Source organism: Streptomyces sp. W16 (assembly GCF_033194735.1).
Taxonomy (GTDB): Bacteria; Actinomycetota; Actinomycetes; order Streptomycetales; family Streptomycetaceae; genus Streptomyces.
In genome coordinates this window covers 1-18,196 of record NZ_JAWOAI010000018.1, presented here as the reverse complement: position 1 = coordinate 18,196, position 18,196 = coordinate 1, and the positions used below count along the sequence as shown (strand labels likewise).

Here is an 18,196-nt window from a genome sequence, read left to right as displayed (position 1 = left end):
ACCGTTGTTCATCCGCTCACCACCGCCTCCGTCGCCACCGGGCTCGCCGCCCGAAGTTCCTGCGCCCTCACCCGCCCGCGGCCGAGGGCCAGCGTGCCGAGGAAGCCGAGCACGAGAGCCACCAGCACGCCCAGGTTCGCGTACGCCCACGCGCCCGACTTCCCGCCGAGGCCGAGCGGCCCGAGCAGATAGCCCTGCCACTCCAGCCAGCTCGCCGCCGCGTTGGTGACCAGCCCCCAGCCGATCCCCGTCACGGCCAGGGTGAGCAGCAACGGCCGCAGGGGAACATCGCCGTACCGACCGTCGCCGCGGAACAGGTCGGCCTCGTCGTAGTCCCGGCGGCGCAGCGCCAGGTCGGCCAGCATGATTCCGCACCAGGCGGCAACCGGGACACCCAGCGTGGTGAGGAAGCCGATGAACTGGCCGAGGAAGTCGTCGGTGAAGAACACGATGTAGACCGAACCGGCGATCATCAGGACGCCGTCGACGAGCGCGGCCACGTACCGCGGCACCCGCAGGCCCGCGGCGAGCAGCGCCAGGCCGGAGGAGTAGATGTCGAGGACCGCGCCACCGACCATGCCGAGGACGGCGACCACGGCGAAGGGGACCAGGAACCACTGGGGCAGGATCGTGGTCAGCGCGCCGATGGGGTCGAGGCCGATGGCCTTGCTGAGGTTGCCGGAGGAGGCCGCGAGGAGCAGGCCGAACACCAGCAGGAGCAGGGGTGCCACCGAACCGCCGAAGGTGGTCCAGCCGATGACACCCCGGCTGGTGGAGTCGCGCGGCAGGTAACGGGAGTAGTCCGCGGCCGCGTTGACCCAGCCGAGGCCGAAGCCGGTCATCATGAAGACCAGGGCGCCGATGAACTCCTGCGCGGAGCCGGCCGGTACGGCACTGACGGTGTGCCAGTGGATGTGGTCGGCCACGAGCGCGATGTAGACGACGGTGAGTACGCCGGTGACGACCGTGATCACCGTCTGCAGTCGCATGATCAGGTCGAAGCCCATCACCCCGCCGACCACGGTCAGCGCGCTGACCAGGAGCAGGGCAACCACCTTGATCCCGCTGCCGCCGCCCCAGCCGAGCCGGTCGAAGACGGTGGCGGTGGCCATGGTGGCGAGGGAGACGAGCACGATCTCCCAGCCGACGGTGAGCACCCACGAGATCGCCGAGGGCAGCCGGTTGCCGCGGATGCCGTACGCGGCGCGGCTGAGCACCATCGTCGGCGCGGACGCCCGCTTGCCGCCGACCGCGATGAACCCGCAGAGCAGGAACGACAGCACGATGCCGAGCGCCCCGGCCACCAGTGCCTGCCAGAAGGAGATGCCGAAGCCGAGCGCGAAAGCGCCGTAACTGAGGCCCAGAACCCCGACGTTGGCTCCGAACCAGGGCCAGAACAGCGTGCGTGGCGTGCCCTTGCGCTCGGCGTCCCCGATCACGTCGAGGCCGTGCACCTCCACCTGGAGCTGCTGCCTGCCGGAAGTGCCGCCGTCGGTCGCGTTGCCCGGAAATTCCGTCATCGTCGACCTGCCTTTCTTCAGGATCTGTACGGAGTCGTGGTCGATGGGCCGGTAGAGCTCTCGGGTGGGTGGACCGGCTCCGGCAGTACGCCCTTGACGGCCAGGAAGCAGCCGTACGGCCGTGTCTCACCGGTCTGGACGACCGCGAACGCGCCCTTCGTCCGGGAGTAGAAGGCATGGCGTTCGATCGGCTCCACATCAAGAGAGCGATCGGCGGACCGCGAGGCGGCACGGATGAACTCGGCCTGCACATCGGGAATCGTGTCCGGGTCGCCGACGATCTCCATCCGTGCGAGCGGTGACGGCACGAAGGTGTCGAGGGGCAGCAGGCTGAAGACGGCCTCGCCGGTCTCGACGACATCCGCCGCGGCCAGGTGGATGACACGATCACTCAGCGAGTACGCCGGGAAGTTGCGGTCGACGATCGCGATCGTGTCGCCGTGTCCCATCGCGGCAAGGGCGTGCAGCAGGTCCGGGGTGAGGAGCGGGTTGAGTCCCTTAAGCATGGTGGCTCTCTGAGTCGTCGTTCGTCATGGCGGATTCCGTGGCGGCGTCGGCGAGGACCGGCGGTGCGAGCAGGCCGCACGGCTCCGGGCCCGCGCGCAGGCCGGTGCCGGCGTAGTAGCGGTTTGCCGCCGGGGGCGCCACGCGTACGCGCAGTTCGCAGCGCTCGGCGCCGGGCGATGGCCGGCCGGGCAGGATGAACCGGTACGGGGGCCAGCCGGCGGCTGCGACGCTCATGCCGTCGACGAGAACCTCCACCGCGCCGGCGACGGCCGGGAGTTCGAGGTGGCGCGGAATCCCGCTCGCGGGAATCTCGCGTACGTAGTCCGCGATGCCGGCGAAGGTGTCCAGGCCCTGCTGTTCCCATCCTGCGGTCACGGCGATGGGGCGGCTGGTGCCCGGGCTTGTGTGGGCCTCCTGAGGGAGTTCGAGGTGCCAGCCCGAATCGAGCACGGTGGCGGCCGTCATCGAGGACCCTTCGAAACGCGACGGGACGTGCGCCGGTCCGCTCGCCCCGGTGCCGGGCGCGTCCGCAGCCGCGTGCAGGCGGAGCAGGCGTACCTCCTGATCGGCGAGGGCGACCGTCAGCGTGGACGACGCGGTGCCGATCGTCTGCCGCTGTCCGGTAGCCGGCTCCCAGTCCTCGACGATCCAGTCTCCCGGCGGGAGGTCGACCGTCGCCTCCGTACCCGTACCGGCGGTCGCGAACAGCGCGACGCGCAGCGCCCCGCGGCCGTCCGTCCCCGCGCGGACACGCAGTGCGGAGTCCGACGGAACCGAATCCGAAGGCGCCCGCACCGACAACTCCTGTGCCGGTGCCGGGAAGAGGCCGGGCAGCTCGGCGGCAGCGGGGACCGTGTCGAGGCTCGTGACCGACGCGCCGAGGCGCGCCCAGTCCGTGCCCGCCGTCTGCGGCCCGTACTCGTAGACCTCCGGCTTCGGTCCGCTCGCCACCACTGGTACGCCCGCGGCAAGCAGGTCGCGCAGTGTGTCCATCGTCCTGCTCGACCGCAGTGTGGTCGTCGCGGGCAGGACGAGGGCGCGGAAACTCCGGTCGCCGATGCGCAGGGCGCCGTCCCTGGCTTCCGCGGCGGCGAGGTCACGCTCGTCGATGAGCAGGAAGGGCACGCCCGCCGAGGACAACCCGGCCGCCCACTGGCCCAGTTCACTCGCCTGCCGTGCGCACTGCCCTTCCGACCACACCGTACGGAGCGGGTAGAGGACCGCGACATGGGTACGCGGACGTACGGGTTCGAGGAACTCGCTCACCCTCGCGCTCTCCAACGCGAAGCGGGCGTGATGCCCGGTGAACCACGGCTCGAAGTTGATGCCCGGCGGGAAGTCGAACCGGGGGTTGGCAAGGGACTCGTGGTCGTGGCCGTGCCCATGGGTCTGGTAGAAGCCGTGGAAGATCATCTGCCGCATGCCGCGCAGATGATGCGTCATGGCGGTGGCCCGCAGCTCCCGCAGGCTCAGGCCCCAGTGCCCCGACCACGGCGTGCCGCCCGGTGGCGGGGTGAGGAAGTACTGCTCGACCAGTGTGCCGCTGCGCCCGTGGTGGCGGGCCACCGAGTCGCCGAAGACCGGACTGAGTTGGTCTACGGCGTCCTGCGCGTCCACCGCGGTCAGGTCGCGGTAGCCGTCGACGCCGAAGTGGTCGAGGCCGAAGTTGACCCGCAGGTCCCAGTGCGAGAAGGCGGTGTCGAGGTTCCAGCCGCCGACGTGTCCGAGCACTTCGTGCCCGGACACGAGCAGCCCGTGGCCGTGGCACCAGTCCCGGACGCGTCCGAGGAACGTCTCCTGCGCGTGCCGGCTGAAGTGGTCGTAGAAGCGGGTGCGCAGGCTGCGTGCCTCGGTGTCGGCGCCGCCGAGCAGGGCGGTCAGGGCGCGCGGCAGGTCATCGGCGAGTTCCTTGCGCAGTGCGTCGCCGAGGCTGTGGTGGTACGGGATCGCCGATCGCTGCTGGCCGGTTCGCTCCGCCCAGTCGTAGAAGACGGCGTGCGGCTGGTCGAAGAACAGGTAGGCGACGGTCGAGCCGAAGTGGTCGCCGAGGGCCCGGGCGAACGGTTCGTAGCCGGCCGCGATGAAACGGTCGACGGCGACGGGATCCATCGGGTTGACCAGACGCGACGTCGCACAGCGGGCGGACACGAACACCACGACCTCGGCATCGGCCGGCGCCGTGTCCTCCAGCGTGACCCGGCAGCCCTGTGCCCGCCCGTCCACCTGGACGCTCGCGGCGTCGCGCTCGACGCCGCCGGCCACCACGTACTCGCAACGCCAGTCCGTCCAGGCGACGTTGCCGCCCTCGTAGTGCCACTCCATCGCCACCCGGCCGAGGGACTGCGTCGCCGAGCGGATGCCGCTCACCTCGCCCGCGCGGGAGCCCGGCGCGAGCCGGATCCAGAACAGATGACGTTCACGCAGCTCGTCATGACCGCTGACCGCTCGTCCGGCCGCGTGGCCGCTCTGCCAGTTGTAGTCGTCGTAGAGCCCGACAACCATGCCGAGCCCACTCGCCGTATCGACCGCGAGCCGGCACGCCGTGAGAAAGTCCTCGTCCAGATAACCCTCACGCGGGTACGACAGGCGGGCCTGGATCTGGAAGCTGCGGATGCCCGCGTCGTACATCTCGTGCACCTGACGCCGGATCAGTGCCGGGTCGGGCGGCTCGTGCCAGAACCAGTACGCGGCCGGCCGGTGCCAGGCGTCCGGGTCGGCGAACGTGCCCTGCCCGCGTGCCGTCGCGCTGGTCAACGCTCCACCGCCGCAGGCTTCTTGGCACGGCCGTCGGCCGACGCACGTGAATAGTCGGGCCGCGGGTCGAGCCCCAGCGCGTACGTGAGCACGGCATAGAGCGCCGCCGCGATCACCATCGCGATGACGACGCCGAGACTGCTGGCGCCGAACACTCCGTCGCGGCCCGCCTTCGTGAGCAGGAAGCCGGTCAGCTTCGCGAAGTTGGGGTCGGCACTGGTGACGAGGCCGAGCCCGACGACGGTCCCGACGCCGAGGCTCACCAGGGCCGTCCAGCGGCCGTTGCGCCCGCCGTATCCGGCCGGCAGCGCCATGTCCGTGTTCCACCCCATCCGGCGCTGGCGTACGAAGTCGACCAGCTGGATGCCGCCCATCGTCCCCATCATCACGGCGATCAGCGACAGGAACGACTGGAACGTGGCCAGGAACGAGTCCGAGATGAACAGCAGGTAGAACGCGCCCAGAGCGATGACCACCGCGTTGAACGCGGTCGTCGCCGAGCGGCGCAGGGGGACACCGACGGCCATCAGGGCGAGCCCGGAGCTGTAGATGCCGGTGATGGCGGCGGAGACGAGGGAGACGACGATGACGATGGAGAAGGGGACGAAGAACCACATGGGCAGCAGATCGGTGAGCGCGCCGATCGGATTGGCCGCGGCAGCCGCTCCGAGCTGGGGGTCGCTGCCGACCAGCAGGGCGCCGACGATGAGCAGTAGCACGACGGGCAGGCTGAGTCCGGTGGCGGTCCAGCCGACGACACCGCGCGCCGGAGTGTCCTGCCGCAGGTAACGGGCGAAATCCCCGCCGTAGTTGAGAAACCCGAGGCCGACCATCGTCATCGCCATGACGACGCCGCCGATGAAGACGAACGGTCCGCCCGCGGGCGCGTCACCGAGATGGGACCAGTGCACCTCGGGGAGTACGAACCCGAGGAACGCGAGGGTCATGACGCCCGTGACCCACGAGACCCACACCTCGATCCGCATGATGAACTCGTGCCCCAGCACGGACACGGTCATCGTGACGGCCAGAACGAGGACGAACCAGATCACGATGGTGAAGGTCGAGCTCGACCCGTCGGAGTCCGCGAAGACGCCCGGCCACAACTTCCCGAAGAGGTTCGCGCCCGTGGTCGAGGCGAGCGTGATGATGGTGATCTTCCAGCCCATGTTGGAGAGATAGGCGAAGAACGCCGGTATGCGGTTGCCCTGGATACCGAAGGCGAACCTCGTCTGTACAAGGGTCGGTAGGCCGGTGCGCGGACCGCCGACGGCGAGCACGCCGACCATCGTGCAGGAGATCGCGTAACCGAGGGTTCCGGCCACGATGGTCTGCCAGACGTTCAGGCCCAGGCCGAAGACGTAGATCCCGTAGCTGATTCCCAGGATCGAGACGTTCCAGGCGAACCAGACAGCGAAGAGTCCACTCGGCTTGCCTCTGCGTTCGTCGAGCGGAACGGGATTGACCCCGTTCGTCTCGATCGTGCTGCTCTTCTTCTCATCGACGCTCATACCTCGGACTCCTTCGTCTGTATGTCGTTCTCCTGTGAACGTCAGGCGTGATCGAGCTGGTCGGCCGGCATGGGGGCGTCGATCCCGGTCGCGGTGAGATCGACGCCGGTCGGGTCGCGGTGACCGCCGAATCCGTGCGCGGGTCACAGTCCTCGGCGAGACAGGCGGCGAGGTTGCCGAGGCAGGTACCGCACGTGCGGGACGACCACGGGCCGGAGGTCTCGTTGCCATTCCCTACGGCCCGCACGGAGTTCATGACGCCGCCTTCGTCGTGCCGCGCTCGACGAGACGGGTGCCGAGCAGGACCGTCCGTGCCGTGTGATCGCCGGACATCTGCCGGTCGAGCTCCGCCACGGCGCGCGAACCCAGCTCCCCGATCTCCTGGGCGACGGTCGTCAGGGCGGGACGGACGAGCGCCGCCAGGGCGATGTTGTCGTAGCCGACGACGCTGAGATCCTCCGGCACCCGCATGCCCCGGGCGAACACGGCGTTCATGGCACCGATGGCGGCGATGTCGTTCGCCGTCGTGACGGCCGTCGGGGGCTCGGGCCCGTCAAGCAGCCGACCCACGGCGTCTGCTCCGCAGTCCGCTGTGAAACCGCCCTCGACGACGGTCGGTTCGAGGCCCGCCTTGCGCATCTCGCTTTCGTATCCGCAGACACGCAGCGCGGTGACATCGAGCTCGGACGGGCCGCTGATGTGGGCGATCCGGGTGTGCCCGAGCGCCAACAGGTGGCGCACCGCGAGTGCGGCGCCGTCGACATGGTCCGTGACGACCGTCGAGATGTCGGTGATCGACTCCGCCCGGTCGACGACAACGAGCGGTCGCGTCCCGGCCGCCTCCCGCAGCCGCGTGGCGGAGTCGAACGGATTTCCCACGACGATGAAGCCGTCGACCCCGCGCGCACGCAGCAATCGGAGATCCTCCCGCGCCGACTCCGCCCCTGGCGACGCGGCGAGCAGGATGGTCTGCCCGCGTTCCTTCGCCGCGCTCTCCGCACCGGCCATGAGCTCCGGGAAGAACGGGTTCGTGATGTCAGGAACGATCAGACCGAGGGAGTGTGAACGGCCTGAGGACAGGCTCCGAGCTATCTCGTTCGGCTGGAACTGCAGCCGGTCCGCGACGGCCCGCACCCGCTCCACCGTCGCCGCCGAGACCCGGCCCTTGCCGGTGAGCGCACGCGACGCCGTCGCCACGGACACACCGGCCTCAGTCGCGATGTCACGGATGTTCACCACGTGGGATTCACTCCTCCACAGGTTGCGTAACCGGTTGCGCAGGCCAAAGTAGGCGCGTTCGGGGAATGTGCGCAACCGGTTACGCAGCACTAATTTCCGCAGTGGCCGTTCCAGGTCCGATCGGGACTTCGGAGCGCCCCGAGTCGGCCGGAGAGACGATCTTGGCGCACTCGCCGGGCTGCCGACCCAAGCCCGCCGCTACATGGGCCTCGACCTGCCGGCCAAGGCCCGCCTCCACCCGATCGAGTCGGCAACCGACGACACCGACCTACCACCGAACTCAGCACATGGCCTCAAACACGAGATCACCGAGTGGCCGTCAATACACCACTCCCGCGGACGTGACCCTCCTGCCAAAGGGGCGGGTACTCGCAGTTGGCGGCTATGACGCGCTGACACTGCTGTGCGTGACAGTTGCAGCAAAGCTGGCATTCGACGGCATCGGGCAGCTGAACCTACTGGGGAACGCTGCGGAGGTTCGGCCAGAGCCCGGGTCTGCGCGGGGTGGCTGCGGTGGTGGGAGTTGGCCAGGGGGAAGTGGCCCAGCGGGCCGAAGTAGGCCTCGATCAAGTTGCCCCAGGAGGCCTAGAACGGGGTGAAGCACAGCTCGACCTTGTTCTTCTTCGTTCTTCTTCGTCCAGCGGCGGATATCAGCGCCGGTGTGGACAGAGAGGTTGTCCAGGATGATGTAGCGGGAGTTCATCGCCGGACGGGCCTGGCTGACTGTCTACCAGCTGCCGTCCTACGCACCGGACCTCAACCCAGTCGAGGGCATCTGGTCACCGCTGCGGGGCGGCTGTCTGTCCAACACCGAACCCACCTCATCGACGGATGCCTCGCCGGAACCGGACTGTCACTCACACCAACGACAACCCGAGTTCAAGCTCAGTAACCGCGCTACCGACTGTCCGAGGAGTCTGCCGAGCGCTCGTGGCTCTCAGCGGTGAATCGTACGCAGGTGTATCCAGTGGGCGACATCGCGTCGGTGCGTTATGGAGACCACCGCAGATATCTCGTCACCGCCCGCCATCTCGACGGTGACGTATTTCCCTTGATGGAAGTCGACTTGCCCTCCCAGGTGTGGACTCCCCTTTGCACGTCCAGAAAATATGGAGCAGGGCTGGATGATCGATCGACGATCAGTGAGCATTACGATGAACTCTTCGTGGAGCATCACATACGGCAGTCGACCCACCCTACTGCGTGCCGGGAATATGATTCGGACTTGTTCACCCTCCGGGACAATCCCGCGGGCATTCGATTTCACGCCGGCTCGCAGCGAAACCATTTTCGTCGTGTACAAGACGATGACGAGAGCAGCGTTCCACACCACCGACACCGGGAACGGCCATTCCATGATCCAAGGGAGTGAGACAGCCCAGACGGCCAGAGCGAGCGTCAGCAATCGGACGCACAGGATCGTGATGGCTTTGGCCACGGGGCCCTTCCGTTCTCGGGTTCACCAACGACCGGCTTGCCTTGCCAGGCTTACCCTTCCGGGGAGGCCCGGCATGACACCTCAGGCATGGGTGGGCATAGAATAGCGGTCCGAATCCGGGCACGACCGGCGACAAAATCCCGCCGACGATACCTTCGGCCATCCCCTCCATGGGATCATCGGCAGGCAGCTGCCTCGCCTCGGCTGTGGTGAATGCGGTGTTGGACAGCCAGCCGCGCCGCAGCAGTGACCAGATGCCCTCGACCGGGTTGAGGTCCGGAGCATAGGACGGCAGCTGGTAGACAGTCAGCCAAGCCCGTCCGGCGATGAACTCCCGCATCCCGGCGGCGAGATGGACGTTCAGGTTGTCCCACACGAGCACGATCGGGCCCGCCTGGCTGCTGGTGGGCCGCGATCAGCAGGTCGCGGTAGTCGGTCCAGGCGAAGCTCTTGCGGCCGTCGCGCCGGCCGTCGTCGCGGCGTGGCCGGTGGATCAGCTGGGAGCGTCCGCGGACCCGGATCACGGGCGTGTGCCCGCGTCGGGCCCAGGTGCGGGCGGTGGGCGGCGTCATCGAGAAGCCGGACTCGTCCTCGAAGACGATCCACGCATCGAGCGCCGCCGCGGCCCTTCCACCTGCGGCCACGTCTCCTTCACCCAGCCGGTGACCTGCTCCTCGTCACGTTCGACGGCCCGTCCGGCCGGGACCTGGCAGGAAAAACGGTGCCGGATCAGCAACTTGCGCACCCCTTGCAAGGTGTAGCTCTTGTGGAAGCGGCGGCCGATCACGGTCTCTACCCGGGACAGGGTCCACCGCTGGTCGGGCCAGCCGTGCGCGACCGGCCCTTTGGCCAACTCCGTTTCCAGTACGACGAACTGAGTCTCGCTCAGCCGCGGGGGCGAGGCCGAACCCGCCGACCGCAGAGCCCATGGACCGCCCCTGTCCCACAACCGCCGCCACCGCTGGACCGACCGAACGCCGACCCGTAACTCCTTCACGATCACCGAGCTCGGCTCGCCCGCAGCGAACCGCTCCGCGGCCACCATCCGGACGCCTTCACGGAACTGACGGCGCTCATCCGACAGACCGCCGCCTTGCGCATACCTCATAAGAGACGGCGTACCGCGAGAATCAACCGAATCCCGCGATCGACCAACACCCCCACTTCCGACGCGATTTATCCGAACAAGAGCAGTGAGCCGCCGTGACCGGCCGGCACCGACCCTGAGTTCCTTCCGCAAGGTCTCTGCAGGAATGGGCCGCTGATGCAAATCTCGATGTCGGGCATCGAGCATCAACGCGCGTGCCGGCAAAGGGTCGGCGCTGCGAGGACCGTCGCCCTCCACCTGACCGTCTCCTTCGGGCGCAATGGTCACCCCATTCACCGGCCGATGTACCAGAAGTTCTGCCGACAGGAACAAGGCCACCGGAGGCCACCCCGCGACATGCACCGGCTTCCGTTCCAAGGCCGGTGCCGCCGCGACGTTCGCAGCCAACGAGACCGCGATCCCCAGCAGAAAGGCGGTCCACACAGCACCTCGCGCTCGCCGTGTCCGCGGGCCCGACGGCTTCAACAGCCCCACCGTCGCCAAGAGCAGCAACCCGTCGACCGACAGCGGCCACAACGAGGCGCTGACCGCGTCCGCTCGACCCTGGCCGATGAACTCCCGCTGATGCACATAGGAGGCGTACGCGGACACCCCCGCCACAACCAGAGCGCACAGAGGTCGAATCCAGGCGTCGAGATCGAAGGCCCGACTCGTGACCGCACCCTCCCGCTGTGCCGCGGCAGCGGTCATCCGGCCCACCACCCACCACCCGGACCCAGTTCACAATCAGTGCACATTTCCGCGGGAACTTCCGGGAACTCGCAGGTAGAAGCGGGGTGCCCGCCGGCCTTCGAATCAGCTGCTACCAGCCCAAAAGACCTGGTCAGAGTCTCCACAGTAAACACCTTGTAGCGTACTACGCGTATAGTTTCGCTGTGAGCAACTACAGTCCAGATACTGAAACGACAGGTTCGCAGTCCGGCGGGGTGCAGTCCGTGGACCGTGCGATCAGCGTGCTGGAGATTCTCGCCCAGCGTGGTGAGGCCGGTGTCAGCGAGGTGGCCGGTGAGATCGACGTGCACAAGTCGACCGCGTTCCGGCTGCTCGGCGCCCTGGAGGCACGTGGGCTCGTGGAGCAGGCGGGCGAACGCGGCAAGTACCGGCTCGGCTTCGGGATCGTACGGCTGGCCGGCGCGGTCACCGGACGGATCGACATCACCCAGCAGGGCCGCCCGGTCTGCGAGCGCCTCGCCGAGGAGATCGGCGAGACCGTCAACATCGCCGTCATGCAGGAGCAGTACGCGATCAACCTGTACGAGGTCCGCGGCCCCGGCGCCGTCACCGCGCACAACTGGGTAGGAGAACTCACCCCGTTGCACGCCACGTCCAGCGGCAAGGTCCTGCTGGCCCACCTCCCCGCCAAGGAGCGCACCGCGCTGCTGTCGGAGGCCGGCCTGAAGAAGGTGACCCCGCACACCCTGACCTCGAAGACGAAGCTGGAGAAGAACCTCGCCGAGGCCCGGGAGCGCGGATACGCCTGGACGCTGGAGGAGTTGGAGCTCGGGCTGCACGCCGTGGCCGCGCCGGTCCGCAACCGCGACGGCGAGGTGATCGCCGCGGTCAGCGCCTCGGGACCGGCGTACCGGTTCACCGAGGAGCGTCTGCACGAACTCGCCCCGGTGCTGGTCAAGGGCGCCGAGGAGATCAGCCACCGCATGGGTTACCTGGGCTGAAACACCCTTGGCTCACCCCTGGTTGATCCCCAGGCGCTCGTTCACCCAGTCGTGGAACGCGCCGATGTGATGCTCGCTGGGCACCAGCACCCCGCCCTTGGCGTACATCCGTGAGCTCATTCCGGGCTGCGTGCGCTCGCAGGCCTCGAAGTCCTGGCGGTTGACCCGGTCGAAGAGTTCCACGGACCGGCCGACGTCCTTGCCGCTCTCGACGACGTGCGGGAGGTAGAGCCAGTCGCACTCGACGATCGTGCGGTCGACGGCCACCGGGTACATCCGGTGGAAGATCACGTGGTCGGGGACGAGGTTGATGAACACCTGCGGCTTGATGGTGATCGCGTAGTAGCGGCGGTCCTGGTCCTCGCTGACCCCGGGTATGCGGTCGAGGCCCTCGGAGCCGTCGACGGTGAATCCCTGGACCTCCTCGCCGAACTCGGCGCCGTGGCCGACGTAGTACTGGGCGGCGTAGCCGTCGGCGAACTCCGGTAGCACCTCGGTGAGTTCGGGGTGGATCGTGGCGCAGTGGTAGCACTCCATGAAGTTCTCGATGATGAGTTTCCAGTTGGCGTGGACGTCGTAGACGATGCGCCGGCCCACCGAGAGGTGGTCGATGTCGTAGTGATCGAGGGACTCCACGTCGCCGAGCCGGGTGACGACCTCGCTGATGACGTCCTCGTCGAACGACGGCGGGTTCTCCGCCAGGTTGACCCACACATAGCCGAGCCATTCACGGACGGCGACGCTCACCAGCCCGAACTCGGTACGGCCGACATCGGGCATCTTCGTCAGGTTGGGAGCGGCGACGAGCTTGCCGTTCAGGTCGTACGTCCAGGCGTGGTACGGGCATTGGAAGGCCCGCTTGACCTCGCCGGCCTCCTCGGTGCAGAGCTTGGCGCCGCGGTGCCGGCACACGTTGAAGTAGGCGCGTACGGAGTTGTCGCGGGCGCGTGTGATGAGGATGCTCTCGCGGCCCACCTCGACGGTCCGGAAGGCGCCCGGTCTGGCGAGCTCGGAGGAGCGCACGGCGCAGAACCACATCGTCTCGAAGATGCGTTCCTGTTCCTGGGCGAAGATGCCCGGGTCCGTGTAGGAGGAGCCGGGCAGGGTGGCGATCAGGCTGTCCGGCAGGCTGGTCGAGGTCACAGTGCACTCCTCGGAGAACGTCGTGGATCGGTCGGTCACGCGCCGGGAAGAGCGACTCCGGACGGCGTAGGTACGGGTCAACTCACCGTGGCGGCAAGCTGCTTGCGCCACCGCATGAACAGCCGCGGCTGGTCCATCGCGAGCACGGCGACCGGCTGCCCGCCGCACCGGTAGACGGCGAGGAAACTACGGTCGCCCGGGGCGCCCTCCTCGACGGTCACACTGTCGGCACCGGCCGCGTGACCGGCGAACTGGATCTTCACGCCGTACTGGTCCGACCAGAAGTACGGCGGCCGGGGCACACCCGGTTCCGCCGCCCCCCACGACAGCAGCGCGGCCACCGCCGCGTCGGGCCGCTCCCGCGCACCGGTCCAGTGCTCGACCCGACGGTGGAACCCCACCCGCGGGTCGTACCAGGACGCGCAGTCTCCTACGGCTACCACACCGGCGACGCTGGTACGGCCGTCCGCACCGCACTTGACGCCGTTGTCGAGCTCGACGCCTGAGCCTTCGAGCCACTCGACGCACGGGCGCGCGCCCACCCCCACGACGACGATGTCGGCGGGGACCGTTCGCCCGTCCTCCAGGAGAACGGCGTCGACGCGGGTCTCCCCGCTCAGCCCTTTCACTCCGACACCGCACAACAGCCGTACGCCGTGGGCCTCGTGGAGGGCGGAGACGATGCCGCCCATGGTCTCGCCGAGCGGTCCCGCGAGGGGGGTCGGCGCCGCTTCGATCACCGTCACGTCGAGGCCGAGGGCGTACGCGGTGGAGGCGACCTCGGCGCCGATGAAGCCGCCGCCGATCACCACCAGCCGTCCGCCCAGGGTGAGTTCGTCGCGCAGGGCGCGGGCGTCGTCCAGGGTGCGCAGGGTGTGCACGCCGGCCAGCCCGTCCGTGCCCGGCAGGTCGCGCGCCACCGCGCCGGTCGCAACGACGACGCCGTCGGCCCGGACCTCCCGGCCGTCGTCCAGGGTCAACACCCGTTCCGTACCGTCGACTTGGAGTCGGACGGCGCGGGCGCCGAGCAGCCACTCGGCGCGCAGGTCCTCGTCGTCCGACTCCAGCGCGAGATCGGCCTCACCGAGGGTGCCGGCCAGGAACTCCTTGGACAACGGCGGTCTGTCGTACGGGCGATGGGGTTCGTCGCCGATGACGACGAGCCGTCCGTCGTAGCCCTGTTTCCGCAGCGAGCGTGCCGCCGACAGCCCGGCCAGCGAGGCGCCGACCACGGCCACGGTCCTCACGCGGGTCCTCCGGCGAGCCGGGACGCGACGCAGGGCGGCAGGTTCGGGGCGTCCGTGGACGGCACGACGTAGATCATGCCGTCCTGGACGAGGACCTCATGGGTACGCACCGGGCGCTTGGCCGGCGGGGCGTCCACGGCACCGGTCCGCAGGTCGAACTTCGAAGCGTGCAGCGGGCATTCCACCTCGCAGCCCTCCAGCCAGCCGTCGGCGAGCGAGGCGTCCTGGTGAGTGCACGTGTCGTCGATGGCGAAGACCTCGCCGTCGTCGGTGTGGAACACCGAAACCGGCGGATCGATGTCGAGCCGGTAGGCCTCGCCTCGCGGCAGATCCACGAGAAGGCACGCGGGAATCATCATGACACCTCGGTGCGTATAGCGAAACGGATTGCGGTAAGCGCAACGTCAGTTTGAGGGCGCCCCCAAACCCTTGTCAAGGCATCCAGAGGACAGGTGAACCCCTGGCTCGACGTTGCTCCTCACGCAACATGCGCCACAATAAGCAACTCCACGGGTAGAGGGTGGACGGTTCATACGACGCCGAGGGAACCCGGGTCGACGCCGTCGAGCTGAAGGCATGTGTCACGGCTCAGGCCGAGGAGTTCCGCCATGGGCACCGCGCGACGGCTGGTCGCCGACAGCTCCCGGCGGCCCTCGGCCGACCACAGCGGCGGGAAGAACGACAGCCCCTGCCGGCCCTTGAGCGCGGAGACCTCGGCGTGCCAGCCGTCCCAGCGCAGGCTGCCGTAGAACTCCTGGAGTCCGCCGGAGAGAATCCAGCTCAGCCAGGCCGAGTGGCCGGCGCCCAGGGCCTCCCAGCGGAGGGCGTCGGGGGCGAAGTAGAGGATCTCGCCCGGCTCTCCCGGCCGGCCGGCCGCGCGGGGGTCGCCCCCGTTGAGGGTGAAGACCCCGCCCAGCACATCGTGCGCGACGACGAGCCCCGCGCCCGAGGGCCACGCGGGGTCGAACGTCGCGGGCATCGCGTTGACCTCGGCCAGGCCGGGCAGCCCGGTGGCGTCGACACCGCTCGGGCTGCCGAAGATCCGCAGCCATCCGCCGTCCACGAGCAGACCGCCGCAGTTCAGCACGATGCCGCCGAGATGCGATCGGGCGGAGACCTGTAGTTGCAGCAGGCAGGCGCGGCCCGACTCGGGATCGCCGGGCAGCACCTCGACCGGTGTGTCGCCGGCGGACAGCTCCTGAAGGAGCAGCGGCCAGGCCGGATCGTCGACGTCGGTCAACTCATCGAGTTCGCGCACCTCCGCATCGTCGCACCGCCATCAGTCCTGGGAGTTCAGTCCCCTTGGCCGACGTGCAGGCGGGCCTCCCTGCGGGCGTGGGCGCGGCGGCCGGACAGGCGCCACAGGAGGCGGGCGGGCGCCGGGGCCTTGGTGAGGAGCGTGCGCTGCTCTTCGGGGGTCGCCACGGCCATCAACACGCTTAAGGCGCGCAGCAGATGCTTCTTGTCCAGCTTCGCCAGGCTGATCTCGCCGAGTTCCTCCCATTCGGCGACGCTGAGGTGTTCGGCGGCCAGCGGCAGGATGGTGTTCTCCTCCTCGTCCATGTGCGCGGTCAACACCGAGCCCAGTTCGGTGAGTTGATCCGCGACCTGCTCCGCGAGGGGTCGGGGGTCAGCTGCCAGTCCGTCCAGCGCGCCTCTCACCTCCGTGACCAGTTCTTCGAGCCGGTGGTGCTGTTCCTCCATGCGCGCGACCGCGTCGGCCCGAACCCCCGTCCGTGCCGTGAGCAGGGGCCAGAGGTACTCGTCCTCGCTGACGTGGTGGGCTTCCAGGCCCATGAGCATGAACCGCACCGCGTCGACGACCAGCGCGGCCCGCGCGGTGTCGCCGGGCCGCAGCCCGCGCACCAGGTCCGGCAGTTCCGCGCACGATCGCCGGAACGTGCGGTGGACGACCACCATGTCGTGGACATCCGGTTTCGAGGTGACTACGTCGGACATGGTGCTCCCTAACCCTTGCTCAGCTGCGCGTGGAAACGGTGTGCCAGGTCCGTCAGCTCTTCCGCGCTCCGCGCGGTCTGCTGCAGGTCGATCAGGACCTCGTCGGTCCCTGCCGCGTGGGCGGCGAGCAGGTAGTCCGTGACCTGGACGACCGTTCCCCGGTGCGGGACGGCGTCGTTCGGTGCGGCCTCGGCCGTCACCACGGGGTTGACGCGGACGACGGTGCGCAGGCTGTCGGGGTCACGCCCGCCCGCCTCCGCGATCTGCCGGATCTGGCTGATGACGTAGGCCAGTTGGGGCACCGGCAGGGCGACTCCGGCCCAGCCGTCCGCGCGACGGCCGATGCGTTCCAGCGTGGCCGGGGTGAAACCGCCCAGGAGCACCGGCGGGCGGGGACGCTGTACGGGGAGTGTCTCGATGTGCGCGCTCGGGATCGTCCACCGCTCCCCCTTGTACTCGGCCGAGGAGCCGGACCAGACGTGTTCCAGGACGTCCAGGGTCTCCTCCAGCCGGGCCCCGCGTCCCCGCCACGGCACCCCGATGGCCTCGTACTCGTCGGACGACCAGCCGAGCCCGAAGCCGAGGTCGAGCCGCCCCCCGCTCAGGATGTCGACGGACGCCAGCGAGCGGGCCAGCAGGAGCGGGGAGTAGAAGGGAGCGTTCAGCGTGCTGGTCCCGAGGCGCAGCCGTCGGGTGGCGTGTGCCAGGAAGGACAGGGTGACGACGGGGTCCAGGAAGGTGCGGTACTCCTCCGGTACGGGACCACCGCCGGGATACGGGTCTTTGGGCTGCGTCGGTACCAGGGCCCGGTCGCCCACCCACAGGCTGTCGTAGCCGATCTCTTCGACTGCGGCGGCGAACCCCGAGATGGTGGCGGGGTCGGTGAACAATCCGTACTGGGGAGATCCCAGTCCGATCTTGAGCATGTGTGTCACCTGTTCGAGAAGCTGGTGCGGTCCGTTCTCGGATCACCGTGCCGGACGCGGATCGACGTCCGGTCGACGGCGGGTGAAAGCGGGGTCGACCCGGCGGGCGGACGGGCTCAGCGCCCGGCCGCTTCCTTCCGCAGGCGATCGCTGACCTCGTACACATGCTGTGCCGCGGAGATGTCGACCTCGGCCCGGTCCGAGCTCAGTGCGGTGAACAGGCGGGCCACCTCCTGAAGGAAGTAGGCCGGGCTGTTCGGGTCGTCCGGCGCGCCGCCGACGGCCTCCGACTCGGCGAAGAACTCGACGGCCTCCGCGTTCCGTCCCTGGTCCGCGAGCACGACCGACAGCAGCCGGGTGGACATGAAGAGCGTCAGCGGGTCGTCGCCGTCGCGGGACCGCCGGATTCCCTGGCGCAGATCGGTTTCCGCCGCTGTCAGATCACCGCGGATGAAGCCGAGCCAGGCCCGGATGTGCCGGGTCTGCGAGGGCAGCGCCGGGTCGTCTCCCAGGTCGGCCGCCGCGACCGCGTGGTCCGTGACGCGTTCCAGTTCCCGCTGGTGCGCGGGCCCGGCGAAGAGCCCGCTCGACGCGATCACCGACAGCGCGGCGACGACGACCTGCGAGGCGTCGGGGATGTCGCGCAGCACCCGGGAGAACACCGCGACCAGCAGGGTGTGCTCGGCCAGCAGCCAGGTACGCGCCCCGGCGGCGTCGGCGAACCGCAGTCCGGTCAGTGGCACGGAGAAGAGATGGATGCTGAGGGAGCCGGACCGCTCGGTCGCGCTCATGGCCTGGAGCAGGGTGGCGTGCAGGAACATCGTCAGCCGTACGAGTGCCGCCTCGCGATCCGCTGCGGGGTCCTCGCGGTCGGCACGACGGGCGGCGAACGCCCGTACCAGATCGTGGAATCGGTAGCGGTCGGCCGAATGCGGTTCGAGCAGACCGGCCTCGACCAGATGCTCCAACTGGTCCTCGGTCTCCGCTTCCGGCTGGTCGAGCAGCACCGCCGCGACCGCGACCGGGAAGTCGGCGGCGTCGAGCAGCGCGCACAGGCGCATCGCCCGGGCCTGCGCGGGGGCGAGGGCCCGGTAGCCGACCTGGAAGGTGGCCTCCACCGAGATGCCTCCGGCCCGCAACTCGTCGAGCTGGTGCTCCTCGGCGCGCAGCC

Annotated in this window: 13 protein-coding genes and 4 pseudogenes; 2 read left to right on the top strand and 15 right to left on the bottom strand. The window is 69.1% G+C overall.

Annotated features, from left to right (window positions below; genetic code table 11):
- Positions 1–8: 8 nt before the first annotated feature.
- From R6V09_RS04190 to R6V09_RS04170, 5 genes are all read right to left on the bottom strand, one after another.
- Entirely contained in the window at positions 9–1,520 is a 1,512-nt protein-coding gene (locus R6V09_RS04190) for a purine-cytosine permease family protein (protein ID WP_317879960.1), read from the bottom strand.
- A gap of 17 nt (positions 1,521–1,537) precedes the next feature.
- Positions 1,538–2,026 (bottom strand): RbsD/FucU family protein, encoded by a 489-nt coding sequence (locus R6V09_RS04185; protein WP_317879959.1) that lies wholly within the window; start codon positions 2,024–2,026, stop codon positions 1,538–1,540.
- The gene (locus R6V09_RS04180) at positions 2,019–4,781 is read right to left on the bottom strand and encodes a hypothetical protein (RefSeq protein ID WP_317879958.1); all 2,763 of its coding nucleotides are present in this window, start codon (positions 4,779–4,781) and stop codon (positions 2,019–2,021) included. The genes R6V09_RS04185 and R6V09_RS04180 overlap by 8 nt, the downstream gene beginning before the upstream one ends.
- Positions 4,778–6,292, bottom strand: a complete 1,515-nt coding sequence (locus R6V09_RS04175; protein ID WP_317879957.1) for a purine-cytosine permease family protein — start codon at positions 6,290–6,292, stop codon at positions 4,778–4,780. The genes R6V09_RS04180 and R6V09_RS04175 overlap by 4 nt, the downstream gene beginning before the upstream one ends.
- A 252-nt stretch (positions 6,293–6,544) precedes the next feature.
- Positions 6,545–7,531 (bottom strand): LacI family DNA-binding transcriptional regulator, encoded by a 987-nt coding sequence (locus tag R6V09_RS04170; RefSeq protein WP_317879956.1) that lies wholly within the window; start codon positions 7,529–7,531, stop codon positions 6,545–6,547.
- Positions 7,532–8,223: 692 nt separating this feature from the next.
- Here R6V09_RS04170 and R6V09_RS04160 point away from each other — a divergent pair.
- Positions 8,224–8,423, top strand: a pseudogene (locus tag R6V09_RS04160) (IS630 family transposase); the annotation flags it as partial.
- 45 nt (positions 8,424–8,468) lie between these two features.
- Here R6V09_RS04160 and R6V09_RS04155 read toward each other — a convergent pair.
- The 3 genes and pseudogenes from R6V09_RS04155 to R6V09_RS04140 form a co-directional block, all read right to left on the bottom strand.
- On the bottom strand, positions 8,469–8,969 hold the full coding sequence (locus R6V09_RS04155) for a hypothetical protein (RefSeq protein ID WP_317879987.1): 501 nt from the start codon (positions 8,967–8,969) through the stop codon (positions 8,469–8,471).
- 199 nt (positions 8,970–9,168) lie between these two features.
- A pseudogene (locus R6V09_RS54525) lies at positions 9,169–10,077 on the bottom strand (IS630 family transposase); the annotation flags it as partial.
- Positions 10,078–10,374: 297 nt separating this feature from the next.
- A pseudogene (locus tag R6V09_RS04140) lies at positions 10,375–10,767 on the bottom strand (DUF2637 domain-containing protein); the annotation flags it as partial.
- Positions 10,768–11,003: 236 nt separating this feature from the next.
- Between R6V09_RS04140 and R6V09_RS04135 the strand changes: the two are divergent.
- Complete coding sequence (locus R6V09_RS04135) at positions 11,004–11,750, top strand: IclR family transcriptional regulator (RefSeq protein WP_317879985.1); 747 nt, start codon at positions 11,004–11,006, stop codon at positions 11,748–11,750.
- 12 nt (positions 11,751–11,762) lie between these two features.
- Here R6V09_RS04135 and R6V09_RS04130 read toward each other — a convergent pair whose 3' ends face one another.
- The 7 genes and pseudogenes from R6V09_RS04130 to R6V09_RS04100 all read right to left on the bottom strand — a co-directional run.
- Complete coding sequence (locus tag R6V09_RS04130) at positions 11,763–12,893, bottom strand: aromatic ring-hydroxylating oxygenase subunit alpha (RefSeq protein WP_317879955.1); 1,131 nt, start codon at positions 12,891–12,893, stop codon at positions 11,763–11,765.
- A gap of 77 nt (positions 12,894–12,970) precedes the next feature.
- The gene (locus R6V09_RS04125) at positions 12,971–14,140 is read right to left on the bottom strand and encodes an NAD(P)/FAD-dependent oxidoreductase (protein WP_317879954.1); all 1,170 of its coding nucleotides are present in this window, start codon (positions 14,138–14,140) and stop codon (positions 12,971–12,973) included.
- Entirely contained in the window at positions 14,137–14,499 is a 363-nt protein-coding gene (locus tag R6V09_RS04120) for a bifunctional 3-phenylpropionate/cinnamic acid dioxygenase ferredoxin subunit (protein WP_019069625.1), read from the bottom strand. Before R6V09_RS04120 ends, R6V09_RS04125 begins: the two co-directional genes overlap by 4 nt.
- Positions 14,500–14,669: 170 nt before the next feature.
- Positions 14,670–15,398 (bottom strand): DUF2625 domain-containing protein, encoded by a 729-nt coding sequence (locus tag R6V09_RS04115; protein WP_317879953.1) that lies wholly within the window; start codon positions 15,396–15,398, stop codon positions 14,670–14,672.
- A gap of 35 nt (positions 15,399–15,433) precedes the next feature.
- Positions 15,434–16,099 (bottom strand): hemerythrin domain-containing protein, encoded by a 666-nt coding sequence (locus R6V09_RS04110; RefSeq protein WP_317879952.1) that lies wholly within the window; start codon positions 16,097–16,099, stop codon positions 15,434–15,436.
- An 8-nt stretch (positions 16,100–16,107) separates the two neighbouring features.
- Positions 16,108–17,025 carry an LLM class F420-dependent oxidoreductase gene (locus R6V09_RS04105; protein ID WP_317879951.1) on the bottom strand — a complete coding sequence of 306 codons (918 nt, stop codon included), beginning with the start codon at positions 17,023–17,025 and terminating at the stop codon, positions 16,108–16,110.
- A gap of 116 nt (positions 17,026–17,141) precedes the next feature.
- Positions 17,142–18,196: pseudogene (locus tag R6V09_RS04100) on the bottom strand (AfsR family transcriptional regulator); the annotation flags it as partial.

Bases quoted from the DNA above. Each gene is read 5' to 3' on its own strand.
- R6V09_RS04190 (WP_317879960.1), bottom strand. From the start codon at position 1,520: ATGACGGAATTTCCGGGCAACGCGACCGACGGCGGCACTTCCGGCAGG.
- R6V09_RS04185 (WP_317879959.1), bottom strand. From the start codon at position 2,026: ATGCTTAAGGGACTCAACCCGCTCCTCACCCCGGACCTGCTGCACGCC.
- R6V09_RS04175 (WP_317879957.1), bottom strand. From the start codon at position 6,292: ATGAGCGTCGATGAGAAGAAGAGCAGCACGATCGAGACGAACGGGGTC.
- R6V09_RS04120 (WP_019069625.1), bottom strand. From the start codon at position 14,499: ATGATGATTCCCGCGTGCCTTCTCGTGGATCTGCCGCGAGGCGAGGCC.
- R6V09_RS04110 (WP_317879952.1), bottom strand. From the start codon at position 16,099: ATGTCCGACGTAGTCACCTCGAAACCGGATGTCCACGACATGGTGGTC.
- R6V09_RS04105 (WP_317879951.1), bottom strand. From the start codon at position 17,025: ATGCTCAAGATCGGACTGGGATCTCCCCAGTACGGATTGTTCACCGAC.